At 60.7% G+C, this 24,162-nt stretch carries 18 protein-coding genes and 4 tRNA genes; 20 read left to right on the plus strand and 2 right to left on the minus strand.

Going from position 1 to position 24,162, the window contains the following annotated elements; translation table 11 throughout:
- Positions 1–41 precede the first annotated feature (41 nt).
- The 11 genes from gltX (at position 42) to BM017_RS27010 (ending at position 8,768) form a co-directional block, all read left to right on the plus strand.
- Positions 42–1,523: a glutamate--tRNA ligase gene (gene gltX / locus BM017_RS26960; protein WP_058427800.1), complete on the plus strand. Its 1,482-nt coding sequence runs from the start codon at positions 42–44 to the stop codon at positions 1,521–1,523.
- Positions 1,524–1,670: 147 nt separating this feature from the next.
- A tRNA-Ala gene (locus tag BM017_RS26965) sits at positions 1,671–1,746 on the plus strand.
- Between the two features lie 78 nt (positions 1,747–1,824).
- Positions 1,825–1,900 (plus strand) — tRNA-Glu (locus BM017_RS26970).
- A 50-nt stretch (positions 1,901–1,950) separates the two neighbouring features.
- A tRNA-Ala gene (locus BM017_RS26975) sits at positions 1,951–2,026 on the plus strand.
- Between the two features lie 77 nt (positions 2,027–2,103).
- Positions 2,104–2,179 (plus strand) — tRNA-Glu (locus BM017_RS26980).
- Positions 2,180–2,359: 180 nt separating this feature from the next.
- Positions 2,360–2,899, plus strand: a complete 540-nt coding sequence (locus BM017_RS26985) for a TetR/AcrR family transcriptional regulator (RefSeq protein ID WP_058426896.1) — start codon at positions 2,360–2,362, stop codon at positions 2,897–2,899.
- Positions 2,900–2,913: 14 nt separating this feature from the next.
- On the plus strand, positions 2,914–3,747 hold the full coding sequence (locus tag BM017_RS26990) for an alpha/beta hydrolase (protein ID WP_092250500.1): 834 nt from the start codon (positions 2,914–2,916) through the stop codon (positions 3,745–3,747).
- 40 nt (positions 3,748–3,787) lie between these two features.
- A complete protein-coding gene (locus BM017_RS26995; RefSeq protein WP_033901813.1) occupies positions 3,788–4,222 on the plus strand; it encodes an acyl-CoA thioesterase in 435 nt (144 codons plus the stop codon).
- Between the two features lie 55 nt (positions 4,223–4,277).
- Positions 4,278–5,237 (plus strand): tRNA dihydrouridine synthase, encoded by a 960-nt coding sequence (locus tag BM017_RS27000; protein ID WP_092250323.1) that lies wholly within the window; start codon positions 4,278–4,280, stop codon positions 5,235–5,237.
- Between the two features lie 553 nt (positions 5,238–5,790).
- Positions 5,791–7,329, plus strand: a complete 1,539-nt coding sequence (locus BM017_RS27005; protein WP_092250326.1) for a hypothetical protein — start codon at positions 5,791–5,793, stop codon at positions 7,327–7,329.
- A 140-nt stretch (positions 7,330–7,469) separates the two neighbouring features.
- Positions 7,470–8,768: a hypothetical protein gene (locus BM017_RS27010; RefSeq protein WP_092250329.1), complete on the plus strand. Its 1,299-nt coding sequence runs from the start codon at positions 7,470–7,472 to the stop codon at positions 8,766–8,768.
- Between the two features lie 4 nt (positions 8,769–8,772).
- On the opposite strand, the gene BM017_RS27015 is transcribed toward BM017_RS27010, so the two are convergent.
- Together BM017_RS27015 and BM017_RS27020 are read right to left on the minus strand one after the other, a co-directional pair.
- Positions 8,773–12,051 (minus strand): EAL domain-containing protein, encoded by a 3,279-nt coding sequence (locus tag BM017_RS27015; protein WP_092250332.1) that lies wholly within the window; start codon positions 12,049–12,051, stop codon positions 8,773–8,775.
- 66 nt (positions 12,052–12,117) lie between these two features.
- Complete coding sequence (locus tag BM017_RS27020) at positions 12,118–13,008, minus strand: LysR family transcriptional regulator (protein ID WP_071492224.1); 891 nt, start codon at positions 13,006–13,008, stop codon at positions 12,118–12,120.
- A 139-nt stretch (positions 13,009–13,147) separates the two neighbouring features.
- Between BM017_RS27020 and leuC the strand changes: the two genes are divergently transcribed.
- The 9 genes from leuC (at position 13,148) to BM017_RS27065 (ending at position 24,052) form a co-directional block, all read left to right on the plus strand.
- Positions 13,148–14,566 (plus strand): 3-isopropylmalate dehydratase large subunit, encoded by a 1,419-nt coding sequence (gene leuC / locus BM017_RS27025; protein ID WP_092250335.1) that lies wholly within the window; start codon positions 13,148–13,150, stop codon positions 14,564–14,566.
- Between the two features lie 10 nt (positions 14,567–14,576).
- A complete protein-coding gene (gene leuD, locus BM017_RS27030; protein WP_015884976.1) occupies positions 14,577–15,221 on the plus strand; it encodes a 3-isopropylmalate dehydratase small subunit in 645 nt (214 codons plus the stop codon).
- Between the two features lie 128 nt (positions 15,222–15,349).
- Complete coding sequence (locus BM017_RS27035; RefSeq protein ID WP_092250338.1) at positions 15,350–16,114, plus strand: class I SAM-dependent methyltransferase; 765 nt, start codon at positions 15,350–15,352, stop codon at positions 16,112–16,114.
- 53 nt (positions 16,115–16,167) lie between these two features.
- The gene (gene leuB, locus BM017_RS27040; protein ID WP_092250341.1) at positions 16,168–17,250 is read left to right on the plus strand and encodes a 3-isopropylmalate dehydrogenase; all 1,083 of its coding nucleotides are present in this window, start codon (positions 16,168–16,170) and stop codon (positions 17,248–17,250) included.
- Positions 17,251–17,314: 64 nt separating this feature from the next.
- A complete protein-coding gene (gene asd, locus BM017_RS27045) occupies positions 17,315–18,427 on the plus strand; it encodes an aspartate-semialdehyde dehydrogenase (RefSeq protein WP_092250344.1) in 1,113 nt (370 codons plus the stop codon).
- A 239-nt stretch (positions 18,428–18,666) separates the two neighbouring features.
- Positions 18,667–19,677, plus strand: a complete 1,011-nt coding sequence (locus tag BM017_RS27050; RefSeq protein WP_092250347.1) for an aspartate-semialdehyde dehydrogenase — start codon at positions 18,667–18,669, stop codon at positions 19,675–19,677.
- Positions 19,678–19,839: 162 nt separating this feature from the next.
- Complete coding sequence (locus tag BM017_RS27055; protein ID WP_092250350.1) at positions 19,840–22,389, plus strand: FimV/HubP family polar landmark protein; 2,550 nt, start codon at positions 19,840–19,842, stop codon at positions 22,387–22,389.
- Between the two features lie 141 nt (positions 22,390–22,530).
- Complete coding sequence (gene truA, locus BM017_RS27060; RefSeq protein ID WP_071492219.1) at positions 22,531–23,355, plus strand: tRNA pseudouridine(38-40) synthase TruA; 825 nt, start codon at positions 22,531–22,533, stop codon at positions 23,353–23,355.
- A gap of 64 nt (positions 23,356–23,419) precedes the next feature.
- Positions 23,420–24,052 carry a phosphoribosylanthranilate isomerase gene (locus tag BM017_RS27065; protein WP_092250353.1) on the plus strand — a complete coding sequence of 211 codons (633 nt, stop codon included), beginning with the start codon at positions 23,420–23,422 and terminating at the stop codon, positions 24,050–24,052.
- Positions 24,053–24,162: the final 110 nt, after the last annotated feature.

A 24,162-nucleotide genomic window follows, 5' to 3' on the forward strand; every position in this document is an offset into this window, starting at 1 on the left:
TTGTTTCAATTTTCAGTTTTATCGCCCATTCGAGACCTGCCATGACCACCGTCCGCACGCGCATCGCGCCATCGCCTACTGGGGATCCCCACGTCGGCACTGCTTACATCGCCTTGTTCAACTACTGCTTTGCCAAGCAGCACGGCGGTGAATTCATCCTGCGGATCGAAGACACCGACCAACTGCGCTCCACCCGTGAGTCGGAACAGCAGATTTTCGATGCCTTGCGCTGGCTGGGCATTACCTGGGCGGAAGGTCCGGACGTTGGCGGACCGCATGGCCCGTATCGCCAGAGCGAGCGTAGCGATATCTACAAGCAGTACACCCAGCAACTGGTCGACATGGGCCATGCGTTCCCGTGCTTCTGCACCGCAGAAGAACTGGACCAGATGCGCGCCGAGCAACAGGCCCGCGGCGAAACCCCGCGCTACGATGGCCGCGCGCTGCTGCTGTCGAAAGAAGAAGTGGCCCGTCGCCTGGCCGCTGGCGAGCCTCACGTGATCCGCATGAAGGTGCCGAGCGAAGGCGTGTGCGTGGTGCCGGACATGCTGCGCGGTGACGTCGAGATCCCGTGGGACCGCATGGACATGCAGGTGCTGATGAAGACCGACGGCCTGCCGACGTACTTCCTGGCCAACGTGGTCGATGACCACCTGATGGGCATCACCCACGTATTGCGCGGCGAAGAATGGCTGCCGTCGGCGCCGAAGCTGATCCTGCTGTACGAGTACTTCGGGTGGGAACAACCGCAGCTGTGCTACATGCCGCTGTTGCGTAATCCGGACAAGAGCAAGCTGTCCAAGCGCAAGAACCCGACCTCGGTGACCTTCTACGAGCGCATGGGTTTCATGCCGGAAGCGATGCTCAACTACCTGGGCCGCATGGGCTGGTCGATGCCGGACGAGCGCGAGAAGTTCTCGCTGCAGGAAATGGTCGATAATTTCGACCTGTCCCGCGTGTCACTGGGCGGGCCGATCTTCGACATCGAGAAGCTGTCGTGGCTCAACGGCCAGTGGCTGCGTGATCTGCCGGTGGAAGAGTTCGCCAGCCGTGTGCAGCAGTGGGCGTTGAACCCCGAGTACATGATGAAGATCGCGCCGCTGGTGCAGGGCAGGGTGGAGACGTTCAGCCAGGTCGCACCGTTGGCCAGCTTCTTCTTTGCCGGGGGCGTGAACCCGGATGCCAAGCTGTTTGAATCCAAGAAACTCTCGGGCGACCAGGTTCGCCAACTGATGCAGTTGATCCTGTGGAAGCTCGAAAGCCTGCGCCAGTGGGAGAAGGATGCGATCACCGCGACGATCCAGGCGGTGGTGGAATCCCTGGAATTGAAATTGCGTGATGCCATGCCGCTGATGTTTGCCGCGATCACCGGGCAGGCCAGTTCGGTGTCGGTGCTTGATGCGATGGAAATCCTCGGCCCGGACCTGACCCGCTTCCGTCTGCGCCAAGCCCTTGATTTGCTTGGTGGTGTATCGAAGAAAGAAAACAAAGAGTGGGAAAAGTTGCTGGGCGCTATCGCTTAAGCACGCGGTTGAAACGGCGAAACCCCGGTTTTCCGGGGTTTCGCTGGTAAGTGATTGTTATCCCGGCAAAAAATTTTGGAAATTGTTGAAAATAAATTTGACACGTTTCCAAACCGCCATTAAGATTCGCCCCGTCCTCACCGATGAGGGGCTATAGCTCAGCTGGGAGAGCGCTTGCATGGCATGCAAGAGGTCAACGGTTCGATCCCGTTTAGCTCCACCAATTTACAGGTTCAAGGTCTGGCCACACCGTCCTTGAATCGATCAGTTCTCAGCGCTGATCAGATGTACAGAAGGTTTTGTCCCCTTCGTCTAGTGGCCTAGGACACCGCCCTTTCACGGCGGTAACAGGGGTTCGAGTCCCCTAGGGGACGCCAGTTTCACCAAGCAGTTCGAAAGATCTGCTGCGTCGCGAGACGAAAAATCCGGGGCTATAGCTCAGCTGGGAGAGCGCTTGCATGGCATGCAAGAGGTCAACGGTTCGATCCCGTTTAGCTCCACCAATTTACAGTTCCAAGGTTCCGGCCACACCGTCCTTGGATCGATCAGTCTCAGCCTGATCAGTGTACAGAAGGTTTGTGTCCCCTTCGTCTAGTGGCCTAGGACACCGCCCTTTCACGGCGGTAACAGGGGTTCGAGTCCCCTAGGGGACGCCACGATTACCCGCTCTGCGGGATTTTTAAGGGTCATTCAATTATTGAATGGCCCTTTTGTTTGTCTGCCGTTTGGCCAATTCTTTTTCCTTTCCTACTTTTCTTCTGACCAGCGGTCATGCCCGTCGCTTGCCAAATATTATTATGGTAATAATATTCAACCCATGAACATCGGAGGCGATGATGAGCGATAAAAAAGCGCAAACCCGCGAACGCATTTTGCAGGCCGCCAGCGCCGCGCTGATCCAGCGTGGCCCGGCTGAACCGAGTGTGGGCGAAGTGATGGGCGCGGCGGGGCTGACCGTCGGTGGTTTCTACGCGCACTTCGAAAGCAAGGACGCGCTGATGCTGGAGGCCTTCACCCAGTTGCTGGCCAAGCGTCGAGCGTCGATTGATGACATGGACTCGCAGCTGACCGGAGAGGAGCGCAGAAGCCTGGTGGCGGCGTTTTACCTGTCGCGCAAGCACCGCGACTCCACTGCCCAGGCTTGCCCGATTCCCGCCACGGTCGGCGAGATGAGCCGCCTGCCGGATGAGTTCCGCCAGGCGTTGAACGAGCACTGTGAGCTGATGGCTGCGCAGTTGGCTGCCAGCCCCGAAGACACCGACAAAGCCCTGGCTGACATGGCACTGATGATCGGTGGCCTGGCCCTGGCCCGCGCCTTGGGGCCGGGTGAGTTGTCTGACCGTGTGCTGCGCGCCGCCAAGTCGGCCGTGCGCTAGAAGAGGGCTGCATGATGGGCACGCTTACCTGGGTTCGTCGCTTCAACAGCACGCTGGGCCACCTGGTGCCGCAAACGGTGGCCAACCGCATGCGTCGTGCCTTCATGACGCCCCGCGAGCTGCCGCCGCGTGACTGGGAACTGCCGCTGCTGGCGCAATCGGAGCGCATCACCCTGCGTTTCGGCTTGTCCGCGTTGCGCTGGGGCCAGGGGCCGGCGGTGTTGCTGATGCACGGTTGGGAAGGGCGTCCTACCCAATTTGCCAGCTTGATCAGCGCATTGGTCGACAACGGTTATTCCGTGATTGCCCTTGATGGCCCCGCCCATGGCCGTTCGCCGGGTCGTGAAGCCCATGTGCTGCTGTTTGCCCGCGCCATGCTTGAAGCTGCCGCCGAGTTGCCACCGCTGCACGCCGTGATCGGCCATTCCATGGGCGGCGCCAGTGCGATGCTGGCGGTGCAGTTGGGGCTGCGCACCGAGGCATTGGTGAGTATCGCCGCGCCGTCGCGTTTTCTGGATGTGCTGCGCGGCTTTACCAGGATGGTCGGTTTGCCAGCGCGGGCGCGTTCGGCGTTTATCCAGGAGGTCGAGTTGACTTTCGGAATGCCGCTCAAACACCTGGACGTGGCGCATTACCAGATGAATATTCCCGGCCTGATCGTGCACGCCGAAGACGACACCTTCGTTCCGGTCAAAGCCTCGCAAGCCATCCACGAAGCCTGGTTCGACAGCCGCTTGCTACGCCTGGAGCAGGGCGGTCATCAGAAAGTCCTGGCCGATCCGCGTGTGATCGACGCTGTACTGGCGTTGCTGGCCGGCCGTTGTCTACAGGAGCGGCAAAGCGCCTGATACACTCTCCCCGCCGACATTAATCGACTGGGAGCAAGGCATGGGCTGGGATTTGGCAACGCCGTTCATCATCGATCTGCAGGTCGCGCCTGAAGACATCGACGGCCTGGGGCACGCCAATAACGCGGTGTACGTGTCCTGGCTGGAGCGCTGCGCCTGGCGCCACTCCCAGCGCCTGGGCCTGGACCTGACCGAATATCGTCGCCTGGACCGCGCGATGGCCGTGGTGCGTCATGAGATCGACTACCTGGCCGCCGGTTATGAAGGCGACGAGCTGCAACTGGCCACCTGGATCGTCGACTGGGACCAGCGCCTGAAGATGACCCGGCGCTTCCAACTGGTCCGCCCCCGTGACGGCGCGACCCTGCTACGTGCGCAAACCACCTTCGTCTGCATTGAACTGTCCACCGGCAAGCCCAAGCGCATGCCGGCCGAATTCCTCGACGGTTATGGCCCCGCCCTGACAGGGGGTTAACGGTTGCTGTGGGAAACCCAGTAAACTGCGCCACGATTTTTGTTGAGTGTTTTCCATGCAAATTGCTTTGGCGCCCATGGAGGGGTTGGTCGACAACATCCTGCGGGACGTGCTGACCCGTGTCGGTGGTATCGACTGGTGCGTGACCGAGTTCATCCGCGTCAACGACCGCCTGCTCACCCCGGCGTATTTCCACAAACTCGCCCCGGAACTGCTGCAGGGTGCCCACACCGCTGCCGGTGTGCCGCTGCGCGTGCAATTGCTCGGCTCTGATCCGGTGTGCCTGGCGGAAAACGCTGCGCTGGCGTGTGAGCTCGGTTCGCAGGTCATCGACCTCAACTTCGGCTGCCCGGCCAAGACCGTCAACAAGTCCCGTGGCGGTGCGGTGTTGCTCAAGGAGCCGGAGTTGCTCAACCAGATCGTCGAGCACGTGCGCCGTGCTGTGCCGGCGCACATCCCGGTGACTGCCAAGATGCGCCTGGGTTTCGACAGCCCGGACGGCGCCCTGGTCTGCGCCACCGCCCTGGCGGAAGGCGGCGCGGCGCATATCGTGGTGCATGCGCGTACCAAGACCGACGGCTACAAGCCACCGGCGCACTGGGAGTGGATCCCGCGTGTGCAGGATGTGGTCAAGGTGCCGGTGTTCGCCAATGGCGATATCTGGAGTGTCGAAGACTGGAAGCGTTGCCGTGAAATCACCGGTGCCGAAGACATCATGCTGGGTCGGGGCCTGGTGGCGCGCCCGGACCTGGCGCGGCAGATCGCTGCGGCGCGGGCGGGTGAGGAGGTGGTCGAAATGACCTGGGCGCAGATGCAGCCCCTGCTCCAGGACTTCTGGACCCAGTCGGTGGCGCAACTGACCGAGCGACAGGCGCCAGGTCGATTGAAGCAGTGGCTGGCGATGCTCACGCGCAACTATCCGGAAGCGGTGGAGCTGTTTACGGCGATGCGTCGGGAAACCGAGCTGGCCCAAGTGAGCCGTTTGCTCGGTATGGTGCCGGTAGACAGTCAATGAGTGACGGCGCTGAAAAATAGCGTTGATATTTAATAAGTTTTCAAACGCATCGATAAATGGGCGCCCTTGGCGCCCTTTTTTTTGGCGGTGTTTAAGTGAAAGTTCCGGATTTTCAGGGGGGCAGCATTAATGTTTATCGAGGGTGATAGCGTGTTCTGAATGTATGCAGTTATTTGATTGATACCTTAATTTTTCAGGAAAAATACAGTTTTATTAACTTTTGATACGCGCTTGTGCGCAATTAACATACGTGTGAAATTTTGCTGGAGTAAATGGTTTCATTATTTTAGATTTGGGCTTGGTTGTTACCTTGTTTGTCCATGAAATACTCGCTGGCGCAGTGGATTTAGAGCGGTTTCTTGAATAGCCATAGGCTGAAATCTGATTTTTAATTTTGTTTGCCTTTTGTGAGGTCGGATTGTTGGAACTTGATTGCGTTTCGGTCCACGAAAATAGGGACTGCGAGATGATGATTGTTTCCAGTTTTACATTAATTGCTGTCCGGATTTTCAAATGCTTCGAGGCAGCACATAACTAATCATGAGGTTACAAGATGTCCAATGTATCGCTTGGCACTCCTAAGGTTTTTGTTCCGGAACTCCAGTCGGTGAGCCAAAGTTCGACCGGTGCTGTGAAAGATGTTGAACGCGCTAGCACGCTTGCTACGGATAGCGGTATTAAAGGGGCTGCACGAGACGTTAATCAGACTGCAACGGGGGCGAAGGAGATTTCCGTTAACTCTGATGCGCTGGAAAAATTATTTGAGATGTTTGATCTGGTCTTCAAAGCCATGCGCAGCCTGTTGTCCGGCAGGGGATTCAGTTCTCACGCCGCGACAGTAGTACCGCATGCAGCCAAGGCGGAGAGTGGTATTGAAGTGTCTGTGGAGGGCGGGGTGAATTCCAAAGGGGAGCCGTTACCTTTTGCCAAGAACAGTGAACGTGTCTCCGCCGGTATTAAGAATGTGAGTACCAATGCAGATGGCTCCACGGATGTGAAGACTGCTGGCGGCAATAATAACTCGACAGTCACTGCGGGTAAGGGCGCTAAAGTCAATGTTGGTGCTGATGGCTCCGTGCAAGTGAAGACTGCTGGTGATAATACATTGAAAACGGTCATCGCGACTAAGGACCGTAACGTAAATGCTGATGCGGATGCCTCCACGCAAGTGAAGACTGCTGGTGATCATACATCGAGATCGGTCATCGCGGCTAAGGACCGTAACGTAAATGCTTACGCGGATGCCTCCACGCAAGTAAAGGCTACGGGTAATAGTAATAAAACGGTAACAGTCGCTGTGGGTGAGGACGCTCAAGTAAATCCTGATGGCAACACCGGCGCAGAAGTCAACGCGGCAGGCGATACTAAATCGACCAGCGTGACTACCGGCAATAAGGGTAACGTTAATGCCGGCGCGCAGATGAAAATCACTGGTTTTAGCAATAGTTCGTCGGCGGAGACTGTCGGAAAGAGCGTTCAGGGCAAAGTTGGCAGTGAAGCGCAGGTGAGTACGTCGGGTAGTGATGCCCAAGTGCAGGTCATGCCAGATGGCAGTACGCAAGTGAGCGTTACACCTCAGGACGGCAAACAGTTCAGGGTGCGTGTGGAGGCCGGTGTCAACGTGCGGATCAGTTCGGAGGGGTGGGGGGAGAACCAGCCAGTATCAATCCGTGACATCACCCCGAAGCAGTCGACGCGTGTGACGGTGGATTCGCAGCCGGAGGCGGAAGTAAAGACCATTTCTCAGTCGACGGCAGAGGCGAGAGTGGGTACTGAACCCAAGGTGAATAGCGAGTCGAAGGGGGAGCAAAAGGCTGAGGTAGCGGTCGGTGCAGAGCCGAAGGTCCAGACGCCGCCCCCCCCAGAGCACAAGGTCGAGGTGAAGGTCGAGGCTGAACCGAAGGTACAGGTGCCGCCTGCCCCAGAGCATAAGGTCGAGGTAAAGGTCGAAACTGAGCCGAAGGTTCAGGTGCCGCTCACTCCAGAGCCACAAACTTCGGACAAGGTTGATGCAGAGCCAACTGTAGAAGTGAAAAACCCCACCGCCCCTCGCAGGGTCATGAATCCTCGATTGGAAGGGATAAGGGCCTGAGGTGCAGACGAGTCTTGATGTCCCCCGGCTCGTCTTAAACGCTTGATGAGGGATCCAGCCTCCCCGATCGCAGGTGCGATTGGGGAGGGCTGGTTGGGGGCAGCGTTTTTTCACTCATTCAATTTGGTTTCGGAGGGTTTATGACCTTTGCTGTCTTTGCTCCTCCTGTCGGCTGGGGAAATTCACCGGACTACAGGCACGTTACCCACGCTACGGAGCAGGCGGTTGCCAAACCGACCGCAAAGGGCGTCGGCTTTGAGGCTTCTCGGCGGCATTTTGGCGAGAACTTTGATACCAGCACCCTTGCGGCGGTCATCAAGATGATGATGGCAACCTTTGGGCCAAGACCTGAAGACATGTTTGCCCGGTTCGCACCGGCTGCCGGGGGGTATACCTTCACCATGAAGGATGAGTTCAAGGGAAAGATTTCCCACCACGAACTCGAACAGACAAGGCGCGCCTCCCGTTTCACCGGCGCAGACAGCGACGCAGTCGACAGCGCCAACGTCGCGCTCGCCGCCTATGTTAAACGCAAGCAGGTGATGGGCGGCTATCCCCGCTTTGAGGAGGCTCTGGCTGACACCCTGCAGGGTGAGACGACGCTGCGAGGGCTGCAGGGCATGGGTGTGTACGGGCTGTCGCAATATGTTCCGGCACATCAGATGGTGGGTGATGGGGGGGCGGGTGTACTCGAGACGCATAGCCGAGGCAGTGCGTTTGTTCTCGATGGCGTCAGGCACGACTACAACGATAGACGCCGTGTTGACCGCGGGTACGGCTACCGTTTGTTCAACGACAAAACCCAACCCGATACGGCTTCGCCGAATGGCAGTGACACGGTTGTTTCACAGATGCCGGTGGGCATGAAACCCAAGAATATATGGAGCGGCTTTTATCAAGGTGCCGCAGGTAATTGTGTCACGGTGTCGGCGATCAAAGTCGCGATGATGAGGTTTGGTCAGAATCCCGCGGGCATTTACAAAAGTATCAGCGCTGTACCCGGTGGTTTTGAGGTGATCATGCGTGATGGCTACAAGGTGTTTCTGAGCCATGAAGAGCGGCGCAAGGCCGAGCATGGGTCAAAACTGGAAGGTTCTGACCAGGCGCTCAAGGATGATGCCAATTTCTTGTATGCCGTCAGCGCCAAGCGTGCGCAAATGGAGAACAACGACATGCGTGCTGGCCGCAGTTTCGAGGACGCCATGCACTCGTTGAACGATGGAGAAGCGCCAGGCCAGGCGTTGCGCAGGTTGGGGTTGTCTGCCTACGTGCGGCAGAGCACTGCGCAAGAGTTGGCCAAAGGCGCCATTGGCACGCTCGCTGACAATACCCATTCGGTGGTGGCAGTCAGCGGATCGGTGGATAACCACGGCCAAAAGCTCGGCTTGACCTCATCGGGGTGGTCCGATAGAGCAATGTGGGCATTGAAGCTGGTGTGAGGGGCTACTTCAACAGTTGCCGGAATCCCTCGATCGGCAAGGGTCGGCTATGCAAATAACCCTGGAACAAATGGCAGCCCAGTTTTTGCAGGAATGCCAGTTGCTCCGGGGTTTCCACGCCTTCGGCGATCACTTCCAGGTTCAGGCTGCGGGCCATTGCCACAATCGCACGGATGATTTCAGCGTCGTTGGGGTCATGGGTCGCGTCGCGCACAAAGGACTGGTCGATCTTCAGCGCATCCACCGGCAGCCGCTTGAGGTAAGTGAGCGATGAATAGCCGGTGCCGAAGTCGTCCATGGCAAAACTCACGCCGAGTTTTTTCAGGCGGCGCATTTTGCTGATGGTGTCGTCCAGATTCTGGATCACGATGCCTTCGGTGATCTCCAGTTTCAAAAGGCTGAACGGCAACTGATGTTGCTTGAGGCTGCGCTCCACCCGCTCCACGAAGTCGTTCTGGCGAAACTGCCGGGGGCTGATGTTCACGCACAGGCTGAAATTCAGTGGGTCTACCAAGCCTTCGTGGATCAGTTGTTGAAAGGCCGCGCAGGCTTCATCCAGGATCCAGGTACCCACCTCAAGGATCAGGCCGCTGTCCTCCAGCACCTTGATGAATTCGGAAGGTGACTGAGCGCCCAATTGCGGGTGTTGCCAGCGTACCAGGGCCTCGGCGCCGACGATCTTGTTGCCCCGCGCGTCCACCTGGGGTTGGTAATGCACGCTGAACTCGCCACGTGATAAGGCCAGGCGCAAGTCTGTCTCCATGCGCAGGCGTTCGCTGGCGGTTTTTTGCATACTGTTGTGGAACATCTGCGTGGTGTTGCGCCCTGAATCCTTGGCGCGATACAGGGCGATGTCGGCACGCTTGAGCAAGTCCGCTGGCGTGGAGCCGTGATCGGGAATCAATGCCACGCCAATGCTTGGCGTGACCTGCAGGCGATGACCGTCCAGGAACATCGGCTCTGAAAGCAATTCACGCAGGGTGTCGGCCAACTCCTGCACCTGGCCGCTGACCTCCATGCGTGACCCTTCCAGGCCGCTGAGCAGCACCACGAACTCATCACCCCCCAGGCGCGCCACGGTGTCTTCCATGCGCACGCTGGCTTCCAGGCGTGCGGTGACAATCTTCAACACGGTGTCGCCCACCGGGTGGCCGAGGGAATCATTGATGTGCTTGAAGTGGTCGAGGTCGAGGAACAGCAGTGCGCCGCGCAAATTGTGGCGCTTGAGCAAGGCGATCTGCTGGCTCAGGCGGTCCATCAACAGGGCGCGGTTGGGCAGGTTGGTCAGCGGGTCGTGATAGGCCAGGTGGCGGATCTGCGCCTGGGCGTTTTTCAGCAGGCTCACATCGCGGGCGGTCAGCAACAGGCACGGGGTTTCATTCAGGGTGATGGGCTCCACCGAGACTTCCACCGCCAGCAACTCGCCGCGCTTGTTGTGCCAGAGCATTTCCAGGTGATGAATGCGGCCCTTGATCTGCAACTCGGCCAGCAGCGCGGCGCGCTGGTTTTCATCGGCCCAGATGCCGATCTGATACAGCGTCAGGCCAATGGCTTCCTCGGCGCGGTAGCCGGTCAGGCGGCAGAAGCCGTCGTTGACCTCCACATATCGACCGGTGTCGCGCTCAGTGATGGAAATGGCGTCGGGGCTGGAATGGAAGGCCTTGGCGAACTTCTCTTCGCTGGCCTTGAGCGCCGCTTCCGAGCGCTGCTGCTGGGTGATATCGCGCAGCGTGGTGACGATGCACGACTGGTCGCCCACCTTGATCAGGCGGCTGGATATCACGCAGGTCAGGCTTTGGCCGCTCTTGTGATGCACCACGATCGCCACATTGTTCAATGCCTGCTCGCGGATCACCCGCTCGATACGCTGCAGGCGCTTGCTCGACTCGTCCCACAGGCCGATCTCTTCGGCGCTTTTGTCGATGACCTCGGCGGCCGTCCAGCCGAAGGTCTGGGTAAACGCGGGGTTGATCTCGATAAACGCGCCGCCCTCCAGGCAGGTGACGCAGATCGGGTCCGGGCTGGCCTGGAACAGGCTGGCAAATTTTTCTTCGGAAGCGGTCAGGCGTTGTTCGCGTTCCACCTGGTCGGTGATATCCAGCAGAGTGCCGGCCATACGCAGGGGCGCGCCGTGCTCATCGCGGTACAGGCGGGCGCGGCTTTCGAGGTAGCGTGAGCTGCCGTCTTCCATGGGCACGCGATACGTCAGCTGATAGTTGCCGGCCGGGCCTTCGCGCAGGGTGCGATAAGCGTTGCGCATGCTCTCGCGCTCGTCATTGGGCATTCCGTCAAAGAAGGCGTCGAAGAACTCATGGAACGGCTCCGGCGGCAGGCCGTGCAATTGGGCGGCGCGGGCCGAGCCGTAGAGCATGCCGGTGGGGATGTGCCAGTCCCAGGTGCCCAGTTGCGCCGAGTCCAGGGCCAGGTCGAGGCGTTCCTGGCTGTCCTTGAGGGCCTGCTCGGCTAATTTGCGTTCGGTGGTGTCCAGAAACGTGCTGATCAGATAGGCCTCGCCCTCCAGCTCGACCCTTTGTGCGCTGAGGGTGCCGTCGTGGATCTGGCCGTTGCTGGCGCAGAACTGCACCTCCATGGTGATGGTCAGGCCCTTGCGCTGGGTGGCCTTGACCAGTTGTGCACGCTGTTCGGGATGACGCCACAGGCCCAGGTCCAGGGTGGTGCGGCCGATGGCATCGGCGACCGGCCAGCCGAAAAGCATTTCGAAGTACTGGTTGGCCTCGCTGATCAACCCGTCGGACTGGCGGGTCAGCAGAACCATGTTCGGGCACAGGTGAAACAGCGTGGCGAAGCGCTTTTCGGAGTGGCTGAGGGCGCTTTCCCGCTCGCGTTGGTGGGTGATTTCGCGGATCACGCCGATCATGCGTCGGCGTCCGGACTTGTCCGGTAACAGGCTGCCGTTGATTTCCAGCCAGTGGAAGCTGCCGTCAGGCCATTGGATACGGTGGTGCATGGCCTGCTCGAACGGCTCGCCCGCCAGCACCGCATGAAAGGCCCGTACCACCCTGGCGCGATCCGCCGGTGCCAGCAGGTCCAGATAGTCCAGGTCCTTGGGCAGTGGCTGGCGCGGGTCAAAGCCGAACAGCGCCTGGGTGCCCCGCGACCAGCTTATCCTGCCGGTGTCGATTTCCCAGCACCAGGCGCCCAGCCGGGCAGCATTGAGCGCGGCCAGCAGTTGCGGGGCACTGTCCCAGCTTTGTTCCGCCTCTTGGGGGTCCAGGGCGTAAATGCGGGGCAGGGGTGGCACGGAGTCGACGGGGTTGCGCATTATCAAAGGGCCTTGGCTCGATGGGCGTATGGCGCGGTACAGTTCAGACCTTGAGGCCGCACGGTTTCATGCCGGTATCCCTGGCAGATCGACCTGTGCATCCAATAGGCTCATGAAGGCCCGCGCAGCATTCGACAGCGTCCTTTCGGTGTGCACGATATAGCCTAGCTGGCGACTGAGCTGTATGCCCGGCAAAGCGATACTTGCCACCTGATCATCGAGCATGGTGCGCGGCAAGACGCTCCAGGCCAGGCCGATCGACACCATCATCTTGATCGTTTCCAGGTAGTTGGTGCTCATCGCGATATTCGGCGTGAGGCCCTGGGCCTCGAACAACCGGCTGACGATATGGTGGGTGAAGGTGTTGCCGCCGGGGAACACCGCCGGGTGGCCGGCAATATCGGCCAAGTTGACGTGGCCGTTGCTGATCAGGCTGTGCTCTGGCGCCACCACGAAATCCAGTGGGTCGTCCCACACCGGGGTGGCGCGCACCAGGTTGTGGGGATCGGGCGCCAGGGTGATCACCGCCACTTCGGCGCGGCCGTGGAGGATTTCTTCGTAGGCCACTTCCGAATCGAGGAACTGAATATCCAGCGCCACATTCGGGTATGCCCGGGTGAAGGCGCGCAGCACCGGCGGCAGGCGATGCAGGCCGATATGGTGGCTGGTGGCCAGGGTCAGGCGCCCGCTGACTTCGCCGGTGAGGTTGGTGAGGGCGCGGCGCGTGTCGTCCAGCACGTTGAGGATCTGATAGGCGCGTGGCAGCAAGGCCCGTCCGGCCTCCGTCAGGCCGACTTCACGGCCCAGGCGATCGAACAGGCGCACCTTCAATTGTTGCTCCAGGCCGGCAATGCGCTTGCTGATGGCCGGCTGGGTCAGGTGCAGGCGCTCACCGGCACCGGAGAAGCTGCCGGTCTCGGCGATGGCGATAAAGGCATTGAGGTTGGCCAAGTCCATGGTGTATTCCAGTTGGTAATCCAAAGCATAAAAAATATGAATTTGAGTTATTTAATGTAGCGCCATACCATCAGCCTCACAAGCCAAAGGGTTATTGAAAAGCCCGGCATAGAGAAACACCGCTGATGAGGACCGACTGATGGCCGGCAAAACGCTTTACGACAAGCTTTGGGATTCCCATGAAGTGAAACGGCGCGACGATGGTTCGTCGCTGATCTATATCGACCGGCACATCATCCATGAAGTGACCTCGCCCCAAGCGTTCGAAGGCCTGCGGCTGGCCGGGCGCAAGCCTTGGCGCGTCGACTCCATCATCGCCACCCCGGACCACAACGTGCCGACCACCCCTGAGCGCAAGGGCGGCATCGAAGCCATTGCCGACCAGGTGTCGCGTTTGCAGGTGCAGACCCTCGATGACTACTGCGACGAATATGGCATCACTGAATTCAAGATGAATGACGTGCGTCAAGGCATCGTGCACGTGATCGGCCCGGAGCAGGGCGCCACCTTGCCGGGCATGACCGTGGTGTGCGGCGACTCCCATACGTCCACCCACGGTGCGTTCGGCGCCTTGGCCCACGGCATCGGCACCTCCGAGGTGGAACATGTGTTCGCCACCCAGTGCCTGGTCGCCAAAAAGATGAAGAACATGTTGGTTAAAGTCGAAGGCCAGTTGCCGTTCGGCGTGACCGCCAAGGACATCGTGCTCGCCGTGATCGGCAAGATCGGCACCGCCGGCGGTAACGGCCATGCCATCGAGTTCGCCGGCAGCGCGATTCGCGACCTGTCCATCGAAGGCCGCATGACCATCTGCAACATGTCCATCGAAGCCGGTGCCCGCGTGGGCATGGTGGCGGCGGACGAAAAGACCGTTGAATACGTCAAGGGCCGTCCATTTGCCCCACAAGGCAAAGATTGGGACGCCGCTGTGCACGCCTGGAAAGACCTGGTCTCCGATGCCGATGCGGTGTTTGACACTGTGGTCGAGCTGGACGCTGCCCAGATCAAGCCGCAAGTCAGCTGGGGTACCTCGCCGGAGATGGTCCTGGCCGTCGACCAGAACGTGCCGGACCCCGCGCAGGAAACCGACCTGGTCAAGCGCGGCTCCATTGAGCGCGCCTTGAAGTACATGGGCTTGAAGGCTAACCAGGCGATTACCGACATTCAGTTGGATCGCGTGTTCATCGGTTCCTGCACCAACTCGCGGATCGAAGACCTGCGTGCCGCGGCGGTGATCGCCAAGGGCCGCAAAGTGGCTTCGACTATCAAGCAAGCCATCGTGGTGCCGGGCTCGGGCCTGGTCAAGGCGCAGGCTGAAGCCGAAGGCCTGGACAAGATTTTCCTCGAAGCCGGTTTTGAATGGCGTGAGCCGGGCTGCTCCATGTGCCTGGCGATGAACCCGGACCGCCTGGAGTCGGGTGAGCACTGCGCGTCCACCTCCAACCGTAACTTCGAAGGGCGTCAGGGCGCCGGTGGGCGTACCCACCTGGTCAGCCCGGCCATGGCCGCCGCCGCTGCCGTCAACGGTCGTTTCATCGACGTTCGCGAATTGATCTGAGGAATACCCGATGCGTGCTTTTACCCAACACACCGGCCTTGTCGCCCCTTTGGATCGCGCCAACGTCGACACCGACCAGATCATTCCCAAGCAGTTCTTGAAGTCGATCAAGCGCACCGGCTTCGGCCCGAACCTGTTCGACGAGTGGCGCTACCTGGATGTGGGCTACGCCTACCAGGACAACTCCAAGCGCCCGCTGAACAAGGATTTCGTGCTCAACGCCGAGCGTTACCAGGGCGCCAGCGTCTTGCTGGCCCGGGAAAACTTCGGCTGCGGTTCCAGCCGTGAACACGCGCCATGGGCCCTGGAAGAGTATGGCTTTCGCAGCATCATCGCGCCGAGCTATGCCGACATCTTCTTCAACAACAGCTTCAAGAACGGCCTGCTGCCGATCATCTTGAGCGATGCCGAAGTGGACGAGCTGTTCAAGCAGGTGGAAGCCGAAGAGGGCTACCAACTGACCGTCGACCTGGCAGCGCAGACTGTGACCCGTCCAGACGGCAAGGTGTATCACTTTGAAGTGGATGCGTTCCGTAAGCACTGCCTGATCAACGGCCTGGACGATATCGGCCTGACCTTGCAGGACGGCGATGCGATTGCCGCGTTTGAAGCCAAACACCGGGCGAGCCAGCCTTGGTTGTTTCGCGATGCCTGATTGGCGGTAACCGTGCGGGCCCCATCGCGGGCAAGCCCGACTCCTACATTGGAATGCATTCCAACTGTGGGAGCTGGCTTGCCTGCGATAGCGCCAGTACCAACACCCCAAAACCCAAGGAAACCATCATGACCACCACCGCCCACACCCAAGTCGTGCAAAAACAATTCGGCGAGCAAGCCTCCGCCTACCTGAGCAGTGCCGTGCACGCCCAGGGCACCGAATTCGCGCTGCTCCAGGCCGAACTGGCCGGGCAGGGCAGTGCGCGACTGCTGGACCTGGGCTGCGGTGCCGGTCATGTCAGCTTTCACGTCGCGCCGCTGGTCAAGGAAGTGGTCGCCTACGACCTGTCCCAGCAGATGCTCGACGTGGTTGCCGCCGCTGCGACGGACCGTGGCCTGGACAATATCCGCACCGTGAACGGCGCCGCTGAGCGCCTGCCGTTCGCCGATGGCGAGTTCGACTTCGTGTTCAGCCGTTATTCGGCCCACCACTGGAGCGACCTCGGCCTGGCCCTGCGTGAAGTGCGCCGGGTGCTCAAGCCGGGTGGCGTGGCGGCCTTCGTCGATGTCTTGTCACCGGGCAGCCCGCTGTTGGACACTTACCTGCAAACCGTCGAAGTGCTGCGCGACACCAGCCACGTGCGCGATTACTCTGCCGCCGAGTGGATGCAGCAGCTCAGCGAATCCGGTCTGCATGTACGAACCAGCAGTCGCCAGCGCCTGCGCCTGGAATACACCTCGTGGGTCGAGCGCATGCGCACGCCGCAGGTGCTGCGCGCGGCGATCCTCGAGCTGCAAAAGTCGATGGGTCAGGAAGTGCGCGATTATTACGAAATTCAGGCCGACGGCACCTTCAGCACCGACGTGCTGGTGGTCTTTGCCGAACGCTGATTGATTTTTCCCGACCTGCCCACGGGCGGGTCGCTTGATGAAATGAGGAACGCATGAGCAAGCAGATTCTGATTCTCCCTGGCGACGGTATTGGTCCGGAAATCATGGCCGAAGCGGTCAAGGTGCTGGAACTCGCCAACAGCAAGTACAGCCTGGGTTTCGAGCTGAGCCACGACGTGATCGGCGGCGCGGCCATCGACAAGCATGGTGTACCGCTGGCCGATGAGACCCTGGAGCGTGCGCGTGCGGCCGACGCCGTACTGCTCGGCGCCGTGGGCGGCCCGAAATGGGACAAGATCGAACGTGACATCCGCCCTGAGCGCGGCCTGCTGAAAATCCGTGCCCAACTGGGCCTGTTCGGCAACCTGCGCCCGGCGATCCTCTACCCGCAACTGGCCGACGCCTCGAGCCTCAAGCCGGAAGTGGTCGCGGGCCTGGATATCCTGATCGTGCGCGAGCTGACCGGCGGTATCTACTTCGGCTCGCCACGCGGCGTGCGCGAGTTGGAAAATGGCGAGCGCCAGGCCTACGACACCCTGCCGTACAGCGAGAGCGAAATCCGCCGTATCGCCCGTGTCGGCTTCGACATGGCCCGCGTGCGTGGCAAGAAGGTCTGCTCGGTGGACAAGGCCAACGTACTGGCCTCCAGCCAACTGTGGCGCGAAATCGTCGAAGAAGTGGCCAAGGACTACCCGGACGTCGAACTGAGCCACATGTACGTCGACAACGCCGCCATGCAACTGGTGCGTGCGCCGAAGCAGTTCGACGTGATCGTCACCGACAACCTGTTCGGCGACATCCTGTCCGACCAGGCGTCGATGCTCACCGGTTCCATCGGCATGCTGCCGTCGGCGTCCCTGGACACCAACAACAAGGGCATGTACGAGCCTTGCCACGGTTCGGCGCCGGACATCGCGGGCCAGGGCATTGCCAACCCGCTGGCGACCATTTTGTCGGTGTCGATGATGCTGCGTTACAGCTTCAACCTGAGCGACGCGGCGGATGCCATCGAGAAGGCCGTGAGCCTGGTGCTGGATCAGGGGTTGCGCACCGGCGACATCTGGTCGCAGGGTTGCACCAAGGTCGGTACGCAAGAAATGGGCGACGCAGTAGTCGCCGCGCTGCGGAATCTGTAATCTCTCGGGCCCGCTTGCAGTTGTTGCTGCAAGGCGGCCCACTTTTTAACAAGGTGTAGTTGCGATGAAACGTGTAGGTCTGATCGGTTGGCGCGGTATGGTCGGTTCCGTGCTCATGCAGCGGATGCTGGAAGAGCAGGATTTCGATCTTATCGAGCCGGTGTTTTTCACCACTTCGAATGTGGGTGGCCAGGGGCCGTCCGTGGGCAAGGATATTGCTCCGCTCAAGGACGCCTACAACATTGAAGAGCTGAAAACCCTCGACGTGATTCTGACCTGTCAGGGTGGCGACTACACCAGCGAAGTCTTCCCCAAGCTGCGCGAAGCCGGCTGGCAGGGTTACTGGATTGACGCCGCCTCGAGCCTGCGCATGCAGGACGACGCGGTGATCATCCTCGACCCGGTGAACCGCAAGGTCATTGACCAGCAGCTGGATGCCGGCACCAAGAACTACGTCGGCGGCAACTGCACCGTCAGCCTGATGCTGATGGGCCTGGGCGGCTTGTTCGAAGCTGGCCTGGTCGAGTGGATGAGTGCCATGACCTATCAGGCGGCCTCTGGGGCCGGCGCGCAGAACATGCGTGAGCTGATCAAGCAGATGGGTGCGACCCACGCCGCAGTCGCCGATCAACTGGCCGACCCGGCCAGCGCGATCCTCGACATCGACCGCCGCGTGGCCGAAGCCATGCGCAGCGATGCCTACCCGACCGAAAACTTCGGCGTGCCGTTGGCCGGTAGCCTGATCCCATGGATCGACAAGGAACTGCCGAACGGCCAGAGCCGCGAAGAGTGGAAGGCCCAGGCCGAGACCAACAAGATCCTCGGCCGCTTCAAGAGCCCGATCCCGGTGGACGGCATCTGCGTGCGCATCGGCGCGATGCGCTGCCACAGCCAGGCGCTGACCATCAAGCTGAACAAAGACGTGCCGATCACCGATATCGAAGCGTTGATCAGCCAGCACAACCCGTGGGTCAAGCTGGTGCCGAACAACCGTGATATCAGCATGCAGGAGCTGAGCCCGACCAAGGTCACCGGCACCCTGAATGTACCGGTGGGTCGTCTGCGTAAACTGAACATGGGCAGCCAGTTCCTCGGTGCGTTCACCGTGGGCGACCAGTTGCTGTGGGGCGCGGCCGAGCCGCTGCGCCGCATGTTGCGGATCTTGCTGGAGCGTTGATCGCGTGAGGCAATGATGAAAACCCGCGTTCTGGTGACAGGCGCGGGTTTTTTGTTGTTTGGTCGGGCCTCATCGGGGGCAAGCCCCCTCCCACATTTTGACCTGCGAACCCGTTCGAGTGTGGGAGGGGGCTTGCCCCCGATAAGGCCATCAGCCCTACCACAAATGCCAGCTTAATTGCCTCACCCCCCACCACCCGGTAAAGTGCCGCTCCCCCCGCAATGCCCGAGGCAGCCCCCATGACCCAGACCTTTGAAATCGCCGTGATCGGCGCCACCGGCACCGTCGGCGAAACCCTGGTGCAGATCCTGGAAGAGTTGGATTTTCCGGTGGGCACTCTGTATTTGCTGGCGGGCAACAACTCGGCCGGCGCCTCCGTGCCCTTTCGTGGCAAGAATGTGCGGGTCAAGGAAGTCGACGAATTTGACTTCAGCAAGGCGCAGTTGGCGTTCTTTGCGGCGGGGCCGGCGGTCACCCTGAGTTTTGCGCCGCGTGCCACGGCGGCTGGGTGCTCGGTGATCGACTTGTCCGGCGCCTTGCCGGCCACGCAGGCTCCGCACGTGGTGCCGGAGGCCAATGCCCACGTGCTGCAGGGGCTGAAGAAGCCGTTCCAGCTCGGCAGCCCCAGCCCGTCGGCGACCAACCTGGCGGTGGTGCTGGCGCCTCTGCGGGGCTTGCTGGATATCCAGCGGGTGAGCGTCACCGCCAGCCTGGCGATGTCGGCCCAGGGGCGTGAAGCTGTCAGCGAACTGGCCCGGCAAACCGCCGAGCTGCTGAATATGCGCCCGCTGGAGCCGAAGTTCTTTGATCGACAGGTCGCCTTCAACCTGTTGGCTCAGGTTGGCACGCCAGACGCCCAGGGGCATACGGTCCTGGAAAAACGCCTGGTCCACGAATTGCGTGCAGTGCTGGAATTACCTTTGCTAAAGATTTCCGCAACCTGCGTTCAAGCCCCGGTGTTTTTTGGCGATAGCCTGACAGTGTCCTTGCAACTGGGGGCGGCGGTTGATCTGGCGGCGGTGAGCCGCGCACTTGACGCTGCGTCGGGCATCGAGCTTGTGGATGAAGGGGATTTTCCTACAGCCGTCGGCGATGCAGTGGGCCAGGATGTGGTCTATGTCGGTCGTGTCCGGGCAGGTGTGGATGACCCGGCGGAACTAAATCTGTGGCTGACGTCAGATAACGTACGCAAAGGCGCCGCACTGAATGCCGTGCAGCTGGCGCAGTTGTTGATAAAAGGCCTTGCGTAAAAGATACTTGGCGGCAATTTGTAGATTGATTCTAGCCAGGCGCTATGCTTGGTCCCAGGCAGGAAAAGTTGCGCGTCGGTGACCTATCGGCTCGCCATGCCTTATGGCAGCGGTTACCAACCTTCTCGCAGGCCGGGGAGTGTTCAAACAAAGGATGAGGCTATGGTTCAAGTTCGCAAACTGGTGTTAGCAATAGCGGCCGCCTCGGCGCTGTCCTCCGGTATGGCGCAGGCGCTGCAGCTGGGGGAGATGACCCTCAAGTCGAAGTTGAACCAGCCGTTGGCGGTGGAAATCGAATTGCTCGATGTCGGTGGCCTCACGGCCTCCGAGATCACGCCAAGCCTGGCTTCGTCCCAGGCATTTGTGGACGCGGGCGTTGATCGCCAGGCTTTTCTCGATGACCTGACGTTTACCCCGGTGGTCAATCCAAACGGCCGCAGCGTGGTGCGCGTCACCTCCAGCAAGCCGTTGCCTGATTCCTACGTGCGTTTCCTGTTGCAGGTGCAATGGCCTAATGGCCGTTTGATGCGTGACTACAGCGTGTTGCTCGACCCGGCCAAGTTCGAGCAGCCGGCACCCACCGCTGCCGCGCCTGCGCCGCGTCTGGCTGCGCCGACCAACGCCGCGCCCGCCTCGAGCAAACCGGCACAGCACACCACCACCTCCCGCGACACCCTGTGGGAAATCGCCGCGAAGCACCGTAATGGCGGCTCTGTGCAGCAGACCATGCTGGCGATCCAGGCGCTGAACCCGGATGCGTTCATCGACGGCAATATCAACCGGCTGAAAACCGGCCAGGTCCTGCGTCTGCCGGATGCCGTACAAAGCACTGCACTGCCGCAACCCCAGGCAATTGCTGAGGTGAGCGCGCAAAATGCCGCCTGGCGCCAGGGCCGACGCGCCGCCACCAACCCGGCAGCGGGCAAGCAGCAACTGGACGCCACCAAGCGCACCCAGGCCGGTAACGCGCCCGCAAGTACCAACACCAAAGACAACCTTAGCCTGGTGTCTGCCGAGGCCGCCAAGAAGGGCGCCAAGGGCAAGGCGGGCGATAGCGCGGCACTCAGCGACAAGCTGGCGATGACCCAGGAGCAACTGGACACCACCCGTCGCGACAACGAAGAGCTGAAAAGCCGCGCGGCAGACCTGCAAAGCCAGTTGGACAAGCTGCAAAAACTGATTCAACTGAAAAACGATCAACTGGCGCGTTTGCAGGCTGAAAAGGCTGTTCCGGGTGCTCCGGCGACTGCCGCGATACCCGCGCAATTGGCGGGCGAGCCATCCGCCGCGCCTGCCAAGCCCGAGGCTGTCACCCCTGCACCCGTCGCGCCAGCGCCTGAGCCGGTCAAGGCGGACGCGGCACCGGCCAGTGCCGACGGCAAATTCAATGAACTGCTGACCAACCCGATTGTTCTCGGTGTGATCGGTGGTGCGGCGGGCTTGCTGGTGCTGCTGCTCCTGCTGTTATGGGCGCGCCATCGCAATGCGCGCCGCGAAGAGGAAAAACACCTGCGCATGGCGCGGGCCCTGGCTGAAGAGCCGGAGTTCACCTCTAACCTTCATGACGACCTGCCGCCGAGCAGCTTCGAAGGCCTGGAGACGCCGCCGCCCAGCGTAAAGCTGGCCGCCGCACCGGCCCCGGCTCCGGTGGTTGAACCGGCGGCTGTTGTGCCGACTGTTGCTTCCGTACTTGCGCCGCTGGCGGTTGCCGTGGCTCCGGTGAATTCAAACGATGCGCTGGCCCAGGCCCAGTCTCATATCGATCGTGGTCACCTGAACCAGGCCGCCGACGTGCTGGAGCAAGCGATCAAGCATGAGCCCAAGCGCAGCGACCTGCGCTTGAAACTGATGGAAGTCTACGGCCTGCAAAACGACAAGGACGGTTTCGTGACCCAGGAGCGTCAACTGGTGGCCAATGGTGAAAACCACGCCCAGGTCGAGCAGCTCAAGAGTCGCTTCCCGGCCATGGCCGTGTTGGCGGCGGGTGTCAGTGCCGCGGTGGCGGCTGCTGCCCTGGATGCTCAATACGTCAAGGATTTGCTCGAAGACAAACCGGCGCCTGCGCAGCCGGAGGCCTTTGACACTGATTTCGATCTCAGCCTGGACGATCTTGAAGAAGCTTCCCCGGCTCAGATCAAGGACGATCAGCAGACCTTCGAGTCGCTGTTGCAGCAGCAGACCGAAGCCAAGGCCGCGTCGGACGACTTGTCGGACTTCGATCTGGACCTGCAACTGGATGCCCCGGCTTCGGCACAATCCGATGACGACTTCCTCTCGGGCCTGGAAGAGCAGATGAAGGACGTGCCGGCCGTCGAGCCGCCGACCCTCACGCCTGCGGCATTGGATGACTTCGATTTGCCGGAGGATTTCGACCTGTCCCTGGCCGATGAGCCGGAAGCGGCCGCCAAGCCCGATGCTTTCACGTCGGAACTGGATGATGTCAACGCCGAGCTGGATCGCCTGTCCCAGAGCCTGGAACATCCGTCCATCGAGCCGTCCTTTACCGCAGAAGACGCGGCGTTGGGCGATGATGAGCCGGAATTCGACTTCCTCTCCGGCACGGATGAGGTGGCTACCAAGCTCGACCTGGCCCAGGCCTATATCGACATGGGCGATGCGGACGGCGCGCGGGATATCCTTTCCGAAGTGTTGACCGAAGGCGATGAGGTTCAACGCGGCGAGGCCAAGGAAATGCTCGGTCGGTTGGCTTGACAGCCCATTGTTCAAACAGCGGCGACCTTCGGGTCGCCGTTTTGCTTTTGTGGGCTCCCCTGCAAACCGGCATAATGGCCGCCTTCGCGCAACTCATCAGGCTCTCAGTTCTTGGCAAATATAGATAACCCGACCGCCGAAATGGCGGCCGCAGGCTTTTACCGCATCGCCTTGGGCGTGGAATACAAGGGCTCGCGCTATCGCGGCTGGCAGCGTCAGGCGTCCGGCGTGCTGACGGTGCAGGAGACCCTGGAGAACGCCCTGTCGAAAGTCGCCGATTCACCGGTATCGCTGATGTGCGCCGGGCGTACCGACGCCGGTGTGCATGCTTGTGGCCAGGTGGTGCACTTTGACACTCAGGCCGAGCGGTCAATGAAGGCCTGGGTGATGGGCGCAAATATCAATTTGCCCCATGACGTCAGCGTCAGTTGGGCCAAGGTCATGCCGGCGCATTTTCATGCGCGTTTCAAGGCCATCGCCCGGCGCTATCGCTATGTGATCTACAACGACCAGATCCGCCCGGCGCACCTTAACGAAGAAATTACCTGGAACCACCGCCCGCTGGACGCCGAGCGCATGGCCGAGGCCGCGCAGCACCTGGTGGGTGTGCATGATTTCAGCGCCTTCCGTGCCGGCCAGTGCCAGGCCAAGTCGCCGATCAAGGAGGTCCACCACCTGCGGGTGACTCGTCACGGCAAGATGATCGTGCTGGATATCCGTGCCGGGGCCTTCCTGCATCACATGGTGCGCAACATCGCCGGGGTGCTGATGACCATCGGCACTGGCGAGCGTCCGGTAGAGTGGGCCAGGGAAGTGCTGGAAAGCCGCGTTCGTCGCACGGGAGGGGTCACGGCACACCCGTTCGGCCTGTACCTGGTGGATGTGGAGTACCGAGACGAGTTCGAGTTGCCGGAGCGTTTCATCGGACCACACTTCCTCACAGGTTTCAGCGAACTTGGCGGCTGACGCCCGGAAAAGCTTTTGTTACCATCCGGGGCTTTCTCGGTCCAACCCTGGAGGTTTCCACGACATGTCAGCCGTTCGCAGCAAGATTTGCGGGATTACCCGCATAGAAGACGCGCTGGCGGCGGTCGAGGCAGGGGCGGATGCCATCGGTTTCGTGTTTTATGCCAAGAGCCCACGGGCGGTGAACGTGTTGCAGGCGCGAGCGATCATCGCCGCATTGCCGCCGTTCGTGACCACCGTGGGTCTGTTCGTCAATGCCAGTCGCTGCGAGCTCAACGAAACCCTGGATGCCGTACCCTTGGACATGTTGCAGTTCCATGGCGACGAAACGCCTGAGGAATGTGAAAGTTACCAGCGGCCGTATATCAAGGCGTTGCGCGTCAAGGCCGGGGATGATATGGCGGCGGCGTGTTCCGCCTACGGCAGTGCCCGCGGGATTTTGCTGGACACCTATGTCGAAGGCGTACCCGGCGGTACTGGCGAAGCGTTCGACTGGTCGCTGATTCCCGCAGGCTTGAGCAAGCCGATCATCCTGGCCGGCGGGCTCAACCCTGCAAATGTCGGGGCGGCAATCGAACAGGTGCGGCCGTATGCCGTGGATGTCAGCGGTGGGGTGGAGCAGGGCAAGGGCATCAAGGATCACAGCAAGATTCGCGCATTCATGCAGGCTGTGCGCAACAGCAGGGGTGCAATGTGACGGCTGGCAGTCTGCCGCCGTCCATAACTACCACTGTGTAAAACAGCCCGGCGCCGCCTGTGGTGGCCCGGAAACGAAGTGGCAACCCTGCGCTGGCAGGTTGTCTGGAA

The sequence above is a fragment of the Pseudomonas sp. NFPP04 genome (assembly GCF_900113815.1).
Taxonomy (GTDB): Bacteria; Pseudomonadota; Gammaproteobacteria; order Pseudomonadales; family Pseudomonadaceae; genus Aquipseudomonas; species Aquipseudomonas extremorientalis.